The organism is Nocardioides sp. Bht2 (assembly GCF_047308515.1).
Taxonomy (GTDB): domain Bacteria; phylum Actinomycetota; class Actinomycetes; order Propionibacteriales; family Nocardioidaceae; genus Nocardioides.
This window is the reverse complement of sequence record NZ_JBLBWI010000001.1, coordinates 938,316-951,068: the sequence shown is the minus strand read 5'-3', so window position 1 is coordinate 951,068 and position 12,753 is coordinate 938,316. Positions and strand designations below refer to the sequence as shown.

18 protein-coding genes are annotated in these 12,753 nt (G+C 69.3%); 9 read left to right on the top strand and 9 right to left on the bottom strand.

What is annotated here, in order from left to right; all coding sequences use genetic code 11:
• Positions 1 to 29 precede the first annotated feature (29 nt).
• Both ACLM5J_RS04600 and ACLM5J_RS04595 read left to right on the top strand, forming a co-directional pair.
• Positions 30 to 536: a DUF2975 domain-containing protein gene (locus ACLM5J_RS04600; RefSeq protein WP_413654877.1), complete on the top strand. Its 507-nt coding sequence runs from the start codon at positions 30 to 32 to the stop codon at positions 534 to 536.
• Entirely contained in the window at positions 536 to 745 is a 210-nt protein-coding gene (locus ACLM5J_RS04595; RefSeq protein WP_413654876.1) for a helix-turn-helix domain-containing protein, read from the top strand. Before ACLM5J_RS04600 ends, ACLM5J_RS04595 begins: the two co-directional genes overlap by 1 nt.
• 53 nt (positions 746 to 798) lie before the next feature.
• Here the strand turns inward: ACLM5J_RS04595 and ACLM5J_RS04590 are convergent, their stop codons facing one another.
• On the bottom strand, positions 799 to 1,440 hold the full coding sequence (locus ACLM5J_RS04590; RefSeq protein WP_413654875.1) for a DNA-binding response regulator: 642 nt from the start codon (positions 1,438 to 1,440) through the stop codon (positions 799 to 801).
• A gap of 46 nt (positions 1,441 to 1,486) precedes the next feature.
• Positions 1,487 to 2,230, bottom strand: coding sequence for a GAF and ANTAR domain-containing protein (locus tag ACLM5J_RS04585; RefSeq protein ID WP_413654874.1), 744 nt, complete (start codon positions 2,228 to 2,230; stop codon positions 1,487 to 1,489).
• Between the two features lie 196 nt (positions 2,231 to 2,426).
• Here ACLM5J_RS04585 and ACLM5J_RS04580 point away from each other — a divergent pair, with 196 nt between their 5' ends.
• From ACLM5J_RS04580 to ACLM5J_RS04570, 3 genes are all read left to right on the top strand, one after another.
• Complete coding sequence (locus ACLM5J_RS04580) at positions 2,427 to 3,017, top strand: dihydrofolate reductase family protein (protein WP_413654873.1); 591 nt, start codon at positions 2,427 to 2,429, stop codon at positions 3,015 to 3,017.
• A gap of 75 nt (positions 3,018 to 3,092) precedes the next feature.
• Positions 3,093 to 3,728, top strand: a complete 636-nt coding sequence (locus ACLM5J_RS04575) for a hypothetical protein (RefSeq protein WP_413654872.1) — start codon at positions 3,093 to 3,095, stop codon at positions 3,726 to 3,728.
• On the top strand, positions 3,721 to 4,290 hold the full coding sequence (locus tag ACLM5J_RS04570) for an RNA polymerase sigma factor (RefSeq protein ID WP_413654871.1): 570 nt from the start codon (positions 3,721 to 3,723) through the stop codon (positions 4,288 to 4,290). Before ACLM5J_RS04575 ends, ACLM5J_RS04570 begins: the two co-directional genes overlap by 8 nt.
• Before the next feature lie 58 nt (positions 4,291 to 4,348).
• Here the strand turns inward: ACLM5J_RS04570 and ACLM5J_RS04565 are convergent, their stop codons facing one another.
• Positions 4,349 to 4,741, bottom strand: coding sequence for a hypothetical protein (locus tag ACLM5J_RS04565; protein WP_413654870.1), 393 nt, complete (start codon positions 4,739 to 4,741; stop codon positions 4,349 to 4,351).
• An 84-nt stretch (positions 4,742 to 4,825) separates the two neighbouring features.
• Positions 4,826 to 5,221 (bottom strand): low affinity iron permease family protein, encoded by a 396-nt coding sequence (locus ACLM5J_RS04560; RefSeq protein WP_413654869.1) that lies wholly within the window; start codon positions 5,219 to 5,221, stop codon positions 4,826 to 4,828.
• A gap of 120 nt (positions 5,222 to 5,341) precedes the next feature.
• Here ACLM5J_RS04560 and ACLM5J_RS04555 point away from each other — a divergent pair, with 120 nt between their 5' ends.
• Positions 5,342 to 5,578: a hypothetical protein gene (locus tag ACLM5J_RS04555; RefSeq protein ID WP_413654868.1), complete on the top strand. Its 237-nt coding sequence runs from the start codon at positions 5,342 to 5,344 to the stop codon at positions 5,576 to 5,578.
• Between the two features lie 49 nt (positions 5,579 to 5,627).
• Here ACLM5J_RS04555 and ACLM5J_RS04550 read toward each other — a convergent pair whose 3' ends face one another.
• Positions 5,628 to 6,452 carry a sigma-70 family RNA polymerase sigma factor gene (locus tag ACLM5J_RS04550; RefSeq protein ID WP_413654867.1) on the bottom strand — a complete coding sequence of 275 codons (825 nt, stop codon included), beginning with the start codon at positions 6,450 to 6,452 and terminating at the stop codon, positions 5,628 to 5,630.
• 133 nt (positions 6,453 to 6,585) lie between these two features.
• Here ACLM5J_RS04550 and ACLM5J_RS04545 point away from each other — a divergent pair, with 133 nt between their 5' ends.
• From ACLM5J_RS04545 to ACLM5J_RS04535, 3 genes are all read left to right on the top strand, one after another.
• The gene (locus tag ACLM5J_RS04545) at positions 6,586 to 7,233 is read left to right on the top strand and encodes a DsbA family protein (RefSeq protein ID WP_413654866.1); all 648 of its coding nucleotides are present in this window, start codon (positions 6,586 to 6,588) and stop codon (positions 7,231 to 7,233) included.
• A complete protein-coding gene (locus tag ACLM5J_RS04540; RefSeq protein WP_413654865.1) occupies positions 7,230 to 7,835 on the top strand; it encodes a vitamin K epoxide reductase family protein in 606 nt (201 codons plus the stop codon). The genes ACLM5J_RS04545 and ACLM5J_RS04540 overlap by 4 nt, the downstream gene beginning before the upstream one ends.
• 80 nt (positions 7,836 to 7,915) lie before the next feature.
• Positions 7,916 to 8,671, top strand: coding sequence for a DUF3152 domain-containing protein (locus ACLM5J_RS04535; protein ID WP_413654864.1), 756 nt, complete (start codon positions 7,916 to 7,918; stop codon positions 8,669 to 8,671).
• A 25-nt stretch (positions 8,672 to 8,696) separates the two neighbouring features.
• On the opposite strand, the gene ACLM5J_RS04530 is transcribed toward ACLM5J_RS04535, so the two are convergent.
• From ACLM5J_RS04530 to ACLM5J_RS04515, 4 genes are read right to left on the bottom strand one after another with little or no spacing between them, the layout of a single operon-like run.
• Positions 8,697 to 9,653, bottom strand: coding sequence for a M56 family metallopeptidase (locus tag ACLM5J_RS04530; RefSeq protein WP_413654863.1), 957 nt, complete (start codon positions 9,651 to 9,653; stop codon positions 8,697 to 8,699).
• Positions 9,653 to 10,018 carry a BlaI/MecI/CopY family transcriptional regulator gene (locus ACLM5J_RS04525; RefSeq protein ID WP_413654862.1) on the bottom strand — a complete coding sequence of 122 codons (366 nt, stop codon included), beginning with the start codon at positions 10,016 to 10,018 and terminating at the stop codon, positions 9,653 to 9,655. The genes ACLM5J_RS04530 and ACLM5J_RS04525 overlap by 1 nt, the downstream gene beginning before the upstream one ends.
• Entirely contained in the window at positions 10,015 to 12,105 is a 2,091-nt protein-coding gene (locus ACLM5J_RS04520) for a cytochrome c oxidase assembly protein (protein WP_413654861.1), read from the bottom strand. The genes ACLM5J_RS04525 and ACLM5J_RS04520 overlap by 4 nt, the downstream gene beginning before the upstream one ends.
• Positions 12,102 to 12,707, bottom strand: coding sequence for a copper resistance protein CopC (locus tag ACLM5J_RS04515; protein WP_413654860.1), 606 nt, complete (start codon positions 12,705 to 12,707; stop codon positions 12,102 to 12,104). The genes ACLM5J_RS04520 and ACLM5J_RS04515 overlap by 4 nt, the downstream gene beginning before the upstream one ends.
• Positions 12,708 to 12,753: the final 46 nt, after the last annotated feature.

Sequence of the window (12,753 nt, the reverse complement as noted above, 5' to 3'; positions counted from 1 at the left end):
CACCTAGTCGCCGGGAGATAGGAGCAGCGATGGAACGCTGGGTGATCCGGACACTGCGCGGGGTGATCGCGGTCGCGCTGCTCGGTTCGTTGCTGGTGCAGCTGGTGCTGATGCCGCTGCTGTGGATCGATCTGGAGGGTGAGCAACGCGGGGTACAGATCTCCCTGGTCGCGATCGGTGTGCTGGGGGTGGCCTGTCTCCAGGTGATCGGCGTCTGCGTGTGGCGACTGCTCACCCTGGTCGGTCGCGGCACTGTCTTCTCGCAGGTCGCCTTCCGCTACGTGGATCGGATCATCGTGGCGGTTGCGGCGGGCGCCGTGCTGGTCTTCGCCATCGCGGTGGTGGCGCGGACCGCCAACCGGAGCACGCCCGGGGACCAGGTGGCGCCGGGAGCGGTCGGCCTGATCTGCGGCGTCGCTCTGGTGGTGGCCGGCGTCGCCCTGCTGATCTATGTCCTGCGTGCCCTCCTGGCTCAGGCGGTGGCACTCGACGCCGAGGCGAAGCATCTGCAGTCCGAGCTGGACGAGGTGATCTGATGCCGATCGTCGTCGACATCGACGTGATGCTCGCCAAGCGCAAGATGCCGGTCGGCGTCCTCGCCGATCGGATCGGGATCACCCCGGCGAACCTTGCCGTACTGAAGAACGGTCGGGCCAAGGCGATCCGGTTCACCACGTTGCAGGCGCTCTGCGAGGTGCTGGAGTGCCAGCCCGGCGACCTGTTGCGTTGGGAAGCCGACGCCTGACCCGCTCAATGTGACCTCAGCGTCCGAAATCGTGACGATTTCGCGCCGTGAGGTCACATTGAGCGGGGAGCGGTGAATCCGTTCTCGAAGGCCCAGCGGATCGCCTGGCTGCGGCGTTCGGCACCGATCTTCCGGTAGGCGTTGCGGATGTGGGTCTTGACGGAGTTGATGCTGAGGTAGAGCGAGCTCGCGATCTCCTGATTGCTGAGGCCACGAGCGATGAGGGCCAGCACCTCGCTCTCGCGGGGCCGCAAGCCGTGTTCCCGACCGGGCCAGTCGCCGACGGCTTGGATGCGGGAGCGCATCGACGGCGTCTCCACGACCCGCGTCCCGGCATGGACCGCCGTCAGTGCATCGACGAGCCGCTCAGCTGACAACGCCTTGGACAGGTAGCCGGCGGCGCCCTGACTGATCGCCCTCTCGACCAGCTCGGGGTCGGTGTTCCAGGCGAAGACGACCACCTTGGTCTCGCTGGTGTCGGCGATCCGGCTGAGCTTCTTCTCGCCCTCCTCGCCGGGATGGGCGAAGGTGTCGAACAGGACGATGTCGACGTCGTCGGATGCCGGTTCCCGGGCGTCGAGCTCGACCACCCGGACCTGATCGCGATGTTCGGCAAGCATCCGGGCGAGCCCGGCCACGACGATCTCGTAGTCGTTCAGCACGGCGATGCGAGGTGGTTGCGGGCTAGCCGGCATCGTGACTCCTCATCTGGTGGATCGACTGCTGAGGCGCACCACCAACCTACGGGACGGCGCTAGCGCCGGAGCCCGTCTGGAGCCCGATCATCGGATCCGACTCCCCGCCGACGACGACCTCCGCCGCGGCACCGACGGAGAGCCGGTGCTCCCCTGCGTAACGGCGGATCGCCGCGTAGGCGTCGGCCTCGGTCAGGTTGTGCCGCTGCATCAGGATGCCCTGGGCGACACCGATCAGGTGCCTGGTCTTGATCGACGTCTCAAGGCGGCCGACGAGCTTCGCAGTGGTCAGGGCGGTGGCGACATGGGTCGCGAAGACCAAGGCGCGGTCGACATCGTCCTGGCTGAAGGTGCCGGCCGCCTTGTCGTAGACGGAGATCAGCCCCATCACCCGGTCGCCGTCGTCACGGTAGGAGCGGAGCTGGACGGCGACCACGGACCGGATGCCGAGCTCGGCGAGCTGCGCGCACCAGCGGGGCCAGCGTTCCTCGTGCGCGGTGTCGGTGACCAGGAAAGCTCCGGGATCGTGCGGAGACTCCCAGAGCGGGCCCTCCTCCAACTCCAGTTGGAGCGCTCCGCACCGCACCACCAGGTCGTCGGTTGCGACCATCGACTCCCATCTGCCCGCCCGGCGCAGCATCGCGTCGCAGTAGGTGGCGTTCGGGACGACGTCGAAGACCAGCTCAGCGACACGGTCCAGGGTGTCCTTCTGGTCGGTGAGAGCTCCGAGCTCTTCGCTGACGGCGGCGAATCGCGCAGCGTCGCTGAGAGCGCGTGGCTTTTCAGGCACGTTTAGCCCCTTTTGTTATGAAATACCCGGGGAGCGTAGCCCTCGGGGAAGGCCGAGCGCGTCACCCTTTGGGGTGACTGAAAGGGGTGCCGGAGGCGGGATCTCCGCGGCTCTTTTCGGGGCTCCGGACAGGGCGCCGATGACTCCGGCGACCGGGGTCGGTCTGTATCGGAGACCACTCACCTCGGGAGGACCGATGACCGCCAGCTACACCTTCGACATCTTCTCGACCGTGGACGGGTTCGGCTCGTACCGGCCGCCCGGCGACTGGGGCGGTTACTGGGGCAAACAGGGCCCGGAGTTGTTGGCCCACCGGCGCGAGCAGTACGACGGCGAGCAGCGGATGGTCTTCGGGGCGACCACCTTCCGTGAGTTCATCGCGATGCTCGCCGACGCGCCCGAGGACGCCGACGTGCGCGACCCGTGGGTGGAGAGGATGTGCAGCCTGCCGACGACCGTGATCTCGTCGACGCTGAGCGGACCCCAGGACTGGCCGGACGCCACCGTCGTCGCGGGCGACGCCGTCGAGATCGTGGGTCGCCTCAAGGAGGAGTCGGATGCACCGCTGCGGTCGCACGGCAGCCTCGCGCTGAACCACGCGCTGTTGGCGGCCGGGCTGGTGGATCGGGTCCAGGTGACCGTCTTCCCAGTGATCAGCGGGCGCACCGGCCAGACGCCGATCTTCGGTGGTGCCGACGACTTCGACCTCGAACTCCTCCAGACCCGCACCCTGGACGGCGACATCCAGGAGCTGATCTACCGGCCGACGCTGCGTCGTTGGGGTTGACCGGCGACGACGCGGGTGGTGAAGGCTCCGCGGGTTACGCTGGATCGGTCCAGACCAGAGTTGAACGGCTGACCGATGACGCTGAACCCACGCGACCTGCGCGTCGACGCGCCGCGCCTCGAAGCGCCGGACCACCTGGTCGAACAACTCGCCGCGTTGGCCCGTGACAGCAAGCCTTCGGCAGCACCGCGTCGTGGTGCGACCCTCGCTGCGGCGACGGTCGGCGTCTTCGCGCTGGGAGTCGGCGGGGCCTGGGCGACGGGTGCGATCGACGTCCCAGGTCTGCCGAGTCAGCAGCCCGCGCCGCCGGCCAAGACGCCGACCGCGCCGACTTCTCCCGAGCCGAGCAGCACGCCTGCCGACGGCCCCTCCTCGACGCCGAACACCGACCCCGCGGAGCGGCCCGGCGCTCAGAAGGCCGAACGTCCGGAGCAGGACGAGGGCGTCGGCAAGGGAGCGGGCAAGAAGCAGGGCTCCTCGTCGAAGAGGTCCGAGAAGTCGCAGAACGGCGGTAACTCCGAGGCCGCCCCCGGCAAGGCGAAGGGGAAGGGCAAGGAGAAGGCCAACCCCGGTAAGGGCCAGGAGAAACAGGCCGAGAAACCGGCCAAGCCCGCCAAACCCGGTGGCACCAGCAAGCCCGAGAAGCCGACCAAGCCGAAACCCACCCAGGCCGCAACCCCCGCCGCAGGCGTCTCCCCGGGCGATGGCTGACGACGCCGCCGTGGCGCGCGCCCGACAGGGGGACCCGGACGCGTGGCGTGAGCTCTATGCCGACCATGCCGGTCGGCTGCTGGCGTGGCTGCGGCTGCGCCCGCTCGGTGACGCCGCGCTGAGCGCCGACGACGTCGCGGGGGAGGCGTGGTTCGTGGCGGCGTCCAAGATCGCCGACTTCGACGGGAGCTCGGAAGAGTTCGCGGGCTGGTTGTTCGGGATCGCCCGCAAGATCGCGGCGAACGCCCAGCGGACGGCGCAGCGTCGGGCCACCCATCCTCAGGAGCCCAGTGATCTGGTCGACGCCGGGCCACAGGCCGTGGACCATGCCGGTGAGCACGAGCGCATCGACTGGGTCCGCTCGGTGCTCTCCGCCCTGCCGCAGCGGGAACGTGACTGCATCGGACTGGTCGACGCGCTCGGGATGGAGCCGAAACAGGCCGCCGAGGTACTCGGCATCAGTCCGGTCGCGTTGCGGGTCGCCCGGCATCGGGGACTGCGCCGCCTGACCCGCGACGGCGCCACAGCGGTACGACTGCTGATCGAGCAGCCCGGCAGCTGATCCGGACGCACCAGGGGCAGTGAAGGTCGCCCTCCGCCGCCCCTGGTTCAGCGCTGGATCAGGCGGCCGGCGTCTCCGCCGGAGCCTGCTTGGCCTGGCAGTCCGCCAGCCGCGCCTGGGCCTTGGCGAGCCGCTGGACCTGGGCCTTCTTCGCCTTCTTGGCGTGCTCCTTCTTCTCCTTCGCGGAGGCGAGCGCGCGCTTGGCCTTGGCCTTCTCGCTGCGGTTGTCAGCCTTGACGACGGCCTTCTTGGCCTTCTTCACCTTCGCGGCCTGCTTCTCGAAGACAGCGGTCACGCGAGCCAGCGCGTCCTCGGCGTTGGCGACCTGAGTGGTCTCCTTCGCGCACGGCGCCTTGGCGGTCTCTGCGGCGTAGGAGCCGGGCGCCATCAGTGCGCCGAAGGTCAGGGTGAGGCCAGCTAGGGTGGCGGTGACTCGGGTGGACTTCTGCATGGGACAAACTCCTCTGTCGACAACTGATGTCACCCAGTACCTGTCGCGAGGGCGCCGAGGCGTTACATCCGGCCCGGCACTTTTTCAGTGCCGCTCCTCGAGGCCGACGGCGTCACGCAACTTCTGGACGGATTCGGTGAGCGCGGGGTCGTCGGCAGCACGCGAGGTCATCAGGTCGGAGAGTGCCTCGGCGATCACGTTCAACTTCTCGTGGGCGCTCTCCTCGGAGCGTCGTCCGGCGTTCTGCAGCAGCACCAACAGGAGCAGCGAGAGCACGGACGAACCGGTGTGCAGAGCCAGCTCCCACTTCGTCGTGCTGGACCAGAGTGGGAGGCTCGCCACCCAGAGCACCAACGCAGCGACGATGACGTAGAAGAAGGGGGCGCTGCTGACGGTCGTGTTGACCCGCTCCACGAAGTGCTCGAAGGGGCCGCGCCCGGAGCCCTTGCGCCGCGACTCGGCGGCATCGCTGCGTTCCATGCCTCAAAGTAGCCCCTCAATGTGACCTCTCAGCAAGAAAATTGGCCGAATCTGCGCGCTGCGGTCACATTGGAGGTGGGTGGTTCGTCAGTCAGGTAGGAACGCAATCAAGGAGAAGCTATGAAGACGATGACCTGCCGCCAGCTCGGCGGCCCGTGCGACCTCGGCCACCAGGGTGAGACCGCCGACGACGTGATCAACGCTCAGGACCGGCACCTCAAGGAGGCGGTCAAGGCGGGGGACGAGACGCACGTCCCGGCCCGCGAGGACATGAAGGGCCGGTGGAAGCACCCGGTGAAGTCGATGGGTTGGTACCGCGACATGAAGAAGGCGTTCGCCGAGCTCCCCGAGGACTGATCCAATGTGACCTCAGCGCTGACTATTCGACCGAATGGCAGCGCTGAGGTCACATTGAGTTTTTGCGGAGGCGGACGGCGGCCAACAGCTCGGGCTCGGCGCGGAACCGGATCGCGGCGACCCGGCCGTCGACGATGCTGAAGTCGAACGCCACCTGCGGCTTGCCGCGCTGCATCCAGGCCGCGCCCGGGCGGTCTTCGACGAAGGCCGAGAACGCGGCCTGGGCAGCACCGTTGAAGAAGGTCGCCACCTCGTCGCGACCGCTCAAGGTCGGAGTACCCATCGCCGCAGCCGCGGCGTCACCGTCGACCACCACGTCGGGGGCGAGGAGTTCGAGGAGCCGGCTGAAGTCGCCCTCGCGGGCGGCGGCCATGAACGCATCGACGATCTGCCAGTCGGCCAGCGCGTCCTCGGCGGCTGGCTGGGTGACCTTGGCCCGGGCGCGGGAGGCCAGCTTGCGCGCCGCCGTCGGCGAGGTGCCGAGCAGCGCCGCGACCGTGGTGAAGTCGAACCCGAAACTGTCGTGCAGGACGAAGGCCACCCGCTCGCCGGGGCTGAGCCGGTCCAGCACCACCTGGAGGGCGATCCCCACCGTGTCGGCGAGAGCGATCTCCTCGGCCGGGTCCGGAACATGCTCGAAGAGCTCCAGCTCGTCGGCCGGGGTCGGCACCTTGGCCCGCAGCCGGTCCAGGCAGAGCCGGGTGGTCACAGTGGTCAACCAGCCGCCGAGGTTGGCGATCTCGGTCTCTGTCGACCGGAGCCGCAGCCAGGCCTGCTGGACGACGTCCTCGGCTTCGACGTTGTCGTTGAGGATGCGCGCGGCGACCCGCACCAAGCGCGGTCGTTCGGCTTCGAAAGCGAGGGTCTGGTCCATGGTCATCCCATCATCGCGGTTAGGTCCGTCATCGTGATGACGTTCCCGGGGCGGCAGATGTGACCGGCGGCGAACGGAGCCATCCACCCGCCATCTACTATCTCCCTTAGTAGATATCGAAGGGATGGGGCTTGTGCGCGCACAGACCAAGCTGGCAGCGATCGTTGCCGCGCTGATCGTGCTGACCGTGGGGTTCGTCTGGCTGCAGTCCGACGACGGCCCGAAGGAGGCGTCCACCGCTGCGGAGCGCAGCGCGCTGGTGCGACCCGACAGCAGGATCCTCGGCGAGAAGGGTGACGGCAAGGTCACCTTCGTCGAGTTCCTGGACTTCGAGTGCGAGGGCTGCCGCGCGGCATACCCGTACGTCGAGGAGATGCGGGAGAAGTACGGCGACGAGGTCACCTTCGTGGTCCGCTACTTCCCGATGCGCGGACACTTCAACTCCGAGCGCGCGGCGCGCTCCGTCGAGTCGGCTGCACGCCAGGGCAGGTTCGAGGAGATGTACGCCAAGATGTTCGCCACCCAGGAGGAGTGGGGCGAGCAGCGCAAGCCGCTCGACGACCTCTTCCGTGGCTTCGCTGAGGAGCTCGGGCTGGACATGGCGGTCTACGACGCCGACTACTCCTCCACCGAGGTCAAGGAGCGGATCCAGCGCGACATCGCCGACGGCGAGAGCCTCGAGGTCCGCGGCACCCCGACCTTCTACGTCAACGGCAAGCCCTTCCAGCCGCAGTACGTCGAGGACTTCGAGAAGGTGCTCGACGAGGCCCTCGGGCGATGAGCGAGGCGACCCCGACGTTCCCCGACCGACGACTCGGCTTCGGGCTGACGCTCGGCGGCGCGGTCGGACTGGTCGCCTCGCTGACGCTGCTGATCGAACGGATCATGCTGGCCGAGGACGCCGACTACGTGCCGTCGTGCAGCCTCAACCCGGTGCTCAGCTGTGGTTCGGTGATGGAGTCCTGGCAGGCCTCCGTCTTCGGCTTCCCCAACCCCATCCTCGGTGTCGTCGGGTTCTCCGTGCTCACCACGGTCGGAGTCGCGGTGGCGACGGGTGCCGCACTGCCACGGTGGTTCTGGCTCGGGCTCCAGGCCGGCGTCACGCTCGGTCTCGCCTTCGTGCTCTGGCTGATCCACCAGAGCCTCTACCGGATCGGCGCGCTCTGCCCTTACTGCATGGTGGTCTGGGCGACCGTATGGACCGTGCTGCTGTACCTGACGCTGCGCAATGCCGCCTACGGCGCCTTCGGAGCCCGCGTCCAGGCTCACCCGGCAGTCGGACGGTTGCGGGAGTGGCACGCCCCGATCCTGTTGCTGGGCTTCGTGATCGTGCTCGCGCTGATCACCGAACGGTTCTGGGACTACTGGTCGGGCCTGGTGTGACGCCGCCACCATCGCGCCACGGACGGCGCGCGGATCGCGCGCGGCATCGGGCCCCTCGGCGTCCCCTGTCCCTGCGGTGGTTGGGCGCTGGTCTGGCGATCACCGCGGTGGTCGCGACCGTCGGTTTCGCGCAGCGCGACGGCGGCACCGCCGACGCCGAACCCACCGCCACGTCGGGGAAGAGCACCAGCCAACGGTCCACCTCGGCAGGCGAGGAGCCCGCCATCACCGGGCCGGCACAGGCGCCTACGTCGCAGTACACGATCGCGCCCCGGGTCAGGCTGGCGCCGATCGAGGTCCCGGCGGTGGGCACGGGCTCGTTCGCGGTGGCGAACCGGATCTTGGACGATGCGACCGGCTCCGCCGGCGGTGCCGAGACGATGACCGTCCGGATCGAGGTCGAAGGTGGCCTCCGCCACCAGCCTGACGCCGTCGCGAAGCGGGTGATGCAGACGCTGCGTGATCCGCGGGGCTGGTCCGGGGCGAAGGGCGTTCGCTTCGTCCAGGTGGCCGATGAGCCGGATCTCCGGATAGTGCTCGCCACGCCGCGGACCACCGACGCCCTCTGCGCGCCCTTGCTGACCCTGGGTAAGGTCTCGTGTCGCAACGGTGACGTGGTGGTCCTCAACGCCTGGCGCTGGGAGGTCGGCACCGATGACTACGCCGGCGACCTGGAGAGGTACCGGACCTACCTGATCAACCACGAGGTCGGCCACGCACTCGGCGAGTCCCATGTCGACTGCCCCGGGGCCGGCCTGCCGGCGCCGGTGATGCAGCAGCAGACCTATGGCTTGCAGGGCTGCCGGATCAACGTCTGGCCGGACCCAGCGCACTAGCGGGCTCTAGCAGCGCACGCGCCGCTCAGGCGCCGAGCGCCACCGACGCCGCAGTGCCACAACACTGTGTGGCAAGGGCTTCCAGGGCCGGCGCCGCGAGCAGGAGCGCGGGGCTCACCAGCACGGCTGCCGAGGTGATCGCGGCAGCCAACCGGCGCCGGGTGCCCCACGGCGACGGGGTTCGCGAGAGCCGACGGACCCGCTCGGCGGTCGCCACCGCACCGGCCCCGAGGCCCGGCTGGGGGACGGCGAAGCTCAACGTCAGCAGGGCGGAGGCCAAGGTGCGCCGTCCGCCGCTCCGGGTGGCGTCGTCGTCCGCCTGCATCTCGGCGAGGCGCGCGATCTGGTGCTGGGTGACGGCGAAGAAGGAGATCGGCGCGAAGGCCCGGCGCAGCGCGGCGGCGAAGTCGAGGGCGACGTCGTGGCGGGCACGGAGGTGGCTCCGTTCGTGGGCCAGCACCAGGTCGAGCTTGCGGGCGCTGAGCAACTCCCGCGCCGCCGTGGTCACCACGATCGCGCTCCGCCGCCCCGGAAGGCAGTAGACCAAGGGGCGAGTGCTGGTCAGCAGGTAGTAGCCAGCGGGCTCCGGACTGCCGATCAGGTCCAGACGGGAGAGCTGACCCTGCCGCGTCGCGCGGGTGGCGCGACTCTGCGCCAGCCAGAACCAGCCGATCCGGGCGATCAGCAGAGCGGTCCCGGTCAGGACGACCACGGTGAGCACGGTGCCGCCGGGCAGACCGTAGTGCTCGCAGAGCGCCGCCGGTGAGAGCGGCAGGTCGTCCAGGACCGAGGAGTTGGTGACCAGCACCGGGATGGCGGCGGCCAGCCCGGCGAGGACCAGACTGGAGGCCACCGCGATCGACAATGCCTGCCAGGCTCGGATTCCCCAGCGAGGGGCTGCCGACCAGCGGCCGAGTCGCATCAGCCGTGGACCGAACGTCGCACCGAGGAAGGCCAGCGCCAGCATCATCAGGCTGGCCATCAGGGCATGCCGCGCTCGAGATTGGTGAGCGCGCTCCGGAGCTCGGCGAGGTCGGACTCCGACATCTGTTCGACGAAGTTCATCAGCACGGCGCCCCGGTCGGGGCTCTGGGCCAGGACGTCTTCGATCAGGCCGGCGGTGTGCTGTTCACGGCTCAGAACGGCACGGTAGCGGTAGGCGCGGCCGTCCTTCTCCCGAGCCACGAACCCTTTGCTGTGCAGGTTGTCCAGCACCGTCATCACCGTGGTGTAGGCGACGTCGCGCGAGCTCTGCAGCTTCTCCAGCACCTCGCGAACGGTGACCGGGCAGGGGCTCGCCCACAGGCACGCCATCACTTTGGCCTCGAGCTGACCCAAGGGCTTCATCGCTGCTCGCCGTCCCCATCCGGCTCCTCGGCCACCACGCTCTCGCGCGCCCGGCCGCGACCCTCGGTGCCTTCGGCGATCCGCTGCAGGAACGCGTTGTAACTGGCGAGCTCCTGGTCGCCTGTGCGCGCCTCGTTGCGGTCGAAGCGCCGTCGTTCGCGGCGGTCGGAGGAGACCCAACCTGCCAACAGGGCAAGGGCGATGATCGCCAGCGGCAGTTCGCCGAACGCCCAACCCAGCGAGGCGCCGAGGTACTGGTCGTCGGCCAATGAGTCGCCCCAGTCGCGGTCGAAGAGGGTGAACCAGTCCTTGGCGAGGATCTCCTCGCTGGCCATCAACGAGATGGCGAAGAAGGCGTGGAAGGCGAAGGTGACCATCATCAACAGCAGCCGCAGCGGATAGCTGGGCCGCTTGATGCCCGGGTCTGTCCCGATCAGGCAGCTCACCAGCACGTAGCCGCTGAGCAGGAAGTGCAGGGTCATCAGGATATGGCCGGTGTGTGCGCGCATCGACATCTCGAAGAGCGGTGAGTAGTAGAAGCCCATCATCCCGACCACGAAGATCACCGCGGCGACGATCGGCTGGGTCAGCACCGCGGCCGGTCGGGAGTGCACGATCGCCAACAGCCACTCGCGAATCCCACGGCTGTGGTCGCGGCGAGCGGGGAGCGCGCGCAGGGCGAGCGTGATCGGCGCGCCCAGCACCAGGAAGACGGGAACCGCCATCGCGATCGTCATGTGCTGCACCATGTGCGCGCTGAACAGCACCCGGCCGTAGACGGCCGGTGCGCCGCTGGTGGCCCAGAAGAAGATCGCCCAGCCGATCACCCAGGAGAGCGTCCGTGCCCACGGCCAGGAGTCGCCGCGACGGTGCAGCTTGACGACGGCGACCACATAGGCGACGACGACCAGCACGGTCAACGGGGCGAAGAGGCTGTCGAGGTTCCACTCGGTCGCCCACCGGGAGCCGGTCAGTTCGGGCGGGAACGGCTGTCCGAGCTTGGACTCCGCGAAGCTCAGGCTCTCGGCGGTACGCGGTGCCGGCGGCGGAGCGCTGCGGTTGAGCGCGACACCGAGCCCGGCGGCGGTGAAGAGGACGACCAGTTCGCCGGCGACCAGCCGGGCGAAGGCACGGGGAGCGCCGTCAGCCAGGCGGTCCAGGAGATGGCGACGCTGCCACCAGCCGGCGACCAGAAGCGCCAACAGGGCAACGGACTTGAGCAGCACGAGGCTGCCGTAGCCGGTCCACAGATCGCTGAAAGCCGGGATCCGCAGCACCGCGGCGAGCACCCCCGAGACGGCGACCGCGGCCAGGCTCCAACCGGCCAGCGTGGAGAAGCGCCGGACCGCGATGGAGAGGTCGGCAGGCTCCAGCGTCCGCCGGACCCAGGCCAGTGCTGCCAGGGACCCGGCCCAGACGCCGATCCCGAGCAGGTGGATGAACTGATAGTTGACGGCGTTCTCGTGGTCGGCGGTGCCGGCTGCGTGGCCGGTCAACGCGATCGTCCACAGGCCGGCAACGGTGAAGGCCAGCAGCCAACCCAGGCCGCCGACCCGCTGAACGACGGTGGCCCCGAGGGTGATCAGGGTGGCCAGGCCGGTGCCCCAGACCAGGTAGGTACCGACGTCGAAGTTCCGGGCGAAGAGCATCACGCCGTCCGCGAAGGCCGGGTCGCTCAACGGGACCCCGGAGGCGTCGGAGTAGGTCAGCGCGATCAGTGCGGCCGAGCAGATCGCCCAAGTGAGGGCGGTGACCTGGCTCAGCACCAGCAGCCGGGCCCGTGGGCCGCGGAGCCGGTCGCCCTTGCTGCCGGGCAGGCAGGTCGCGGCGACCAGCAGCGCGCCGAGCGTGACCAGCGCGACGACGTCGCGGATGGACTGGACGATCGGCAGCGAGAAGCGGGTCAGCGGACCGGGGTCGGGGAGTCCCGAGATGGTGGCGCCGGTCAGCGAGTCGGTGATCGCGGCACCACAGAGGGTGACGATCGCCGTCCAGAGCACCAGGGCGGTGCCCCACAACCAGCGGTTGCTGGCCGGCGTGGCGGTCGCGGTCTCGCGGGTCGGTTCGACCTCGGTCTGCTGGCTCATCCGCGTGCGCGGCGGCGGTTGGCGCGGGCGGCGAGGACGCCGACCCCGATGATCACGACGGCGGCGATACCGCCGACGGTCCACCACCAGGCGGACGAGGAGTCGTCGCTCTTCTCGTCGCTGGTCTCGGCGTCGGTCTGCTCCGGCTCCGGCGTCGCGGTGGGGGTTGCCGAGACGGTCGGCTCGGGAGAGGTGCTCTCGGTGGTCGCGGGCGCGGTGACGGTGAAGTTCACCTCGCCGGTGACCGGGTGGCCGTCACGGGAGACGACCCGGTAGGCGACCGTCCACTTCTTGCCGGACCCGACCGTGGCGGGGACCTCGGCCAGCAGGATCTCCGGGCTGTCGCCCACGCTGAGCGGAAGCTTCACGGCCGGGTTGCCGGCGATCCGCAGCGAGGCCGAGCTCAGGTCGGCGCTCATCGTCTCGGTGAAGGTGAGGGCGACCGAGGTCGGCGCCTGGGTGAGTTCGGCGCCGTCGGCGGGGTCGCTGCTCACCAGCGCGGTGTGTGCCGACGCCGGGGAGAGGCCCAGCAGCGGGAGTAGGAGGAGCAGTGCGGCGACGCTGCTCAGGCGGCCAAGAAGGCGAATTCTCGAAGCGATCACCCATCTACTATAGGAGGTAGTAGATAGTCGACCGAGGCGGGTCAGA

Excerpts from the sequence above, each read along its gene's own strand:
- ACLM5J_RS04600 (WP_413654877.1), top strand. The coding sequence starts at position 30 with ATGGAACGCTGGGTGATCCGGACACTGCGCGGGGTGATCGCGGTCGCG.
- ACLM5J_RS04595 (WP_413654876.1), top strand. The coding sequence starts at position 536 with ATGCCGATCGTCGTCGACATCGACGTGATGCTCGCCAAGCGCAAGATG.
- ACLM5J_RS04590 (WP_413654875.1), bottom strand. The coding sequence starts at position 1,440 with ATGCCGGCTAGCCCGCAACCACCTCGCATCGCCGTGCTGAACGACTAC.
- ACLM5J_RS04580 (WP_413654873.1), top strand. The coding sequence starts at position 2,427 with ATGACCGCCAGCTACACCTTCGACATCTTCTCGACCGTGGACGGGTTC.
- ACLM5J_RS04575 (WP_413654872.1), top strand. The coding sequence starts at position 3,093 with ATGACGCTGAACCCACGCGACCTGCGCGTCGACGCGCCGCGCCTCGAA.
- ACLM5J_RS04570 (WP_413654871.1), top strand. The coding sequence starts at position 3,721 with ATGGCTGACGACGCCGCCGTGGCGCGCGCCCGACAGGGGGACCCGGAC.
- ACLM5J_RS04565 (WP_413654870.1), bottom strand. The coding sequence starts at position 4,741 with ATGCAGAAGTCCACCCGAGTCACCGCCACCCTAGCTGGCCTCACCCTG.
- ACLM5J_RS04560 (WP_413654869.1), bottom strand. The coding sequence starts at position 5,221 with ATGGAACGCAGCGATGCCGCCGAGTCGCGGCGCAAGGGCTCCGGGCGC.
- ACLM5J_RS04555 (WP_413654868.1), top strand. The coding sequence starts at position 5,342 with ATGAAGACGATGACCTGCCGCCAGCTCGGCGGCCCGTGCGACCTCGGC.
- ACLM5J_RS04550 (WP_413654867.1), bottom strand. The coding sequence starts at position 6,452 with ATGGACCAGACCCTCGCTTTCGAAGCCGAACGACCGCGCTTGGTGCGG.
- ACLM5J_RS04540 (WP_413654865.1), top strand. The coding sequence starts at position 7,230 with ATGAGCGAGGCGACCCCGACGTTCCCCGACCGACGACTCGGCTTCGGG.
- ACLM5J_RS04530 (WP_413654863.1), bottom strand. The coding sequence starts at position 9,653 with ATGGCCAGCCTGATGATGCTGGCGCTGGCCTTCCTCGGTGCGACGTTC.
- ACLM5J_RS04525 (WP_413654862.1), bottom strand. The coding sequence starts at position 10,018 with ATGAAGCCCTTGGGTCAGCTCGAGGCCAAAGTGATGGCGTGCCTGTGG.
- ACLM5J_RS04520 (WP_413654861.1), bottom strand. The coding sequence starts at position 12,105 with ATGAGCCAGCAGACCGAGGTCGAACCGACCCGCGAGACCGCGACCGCC.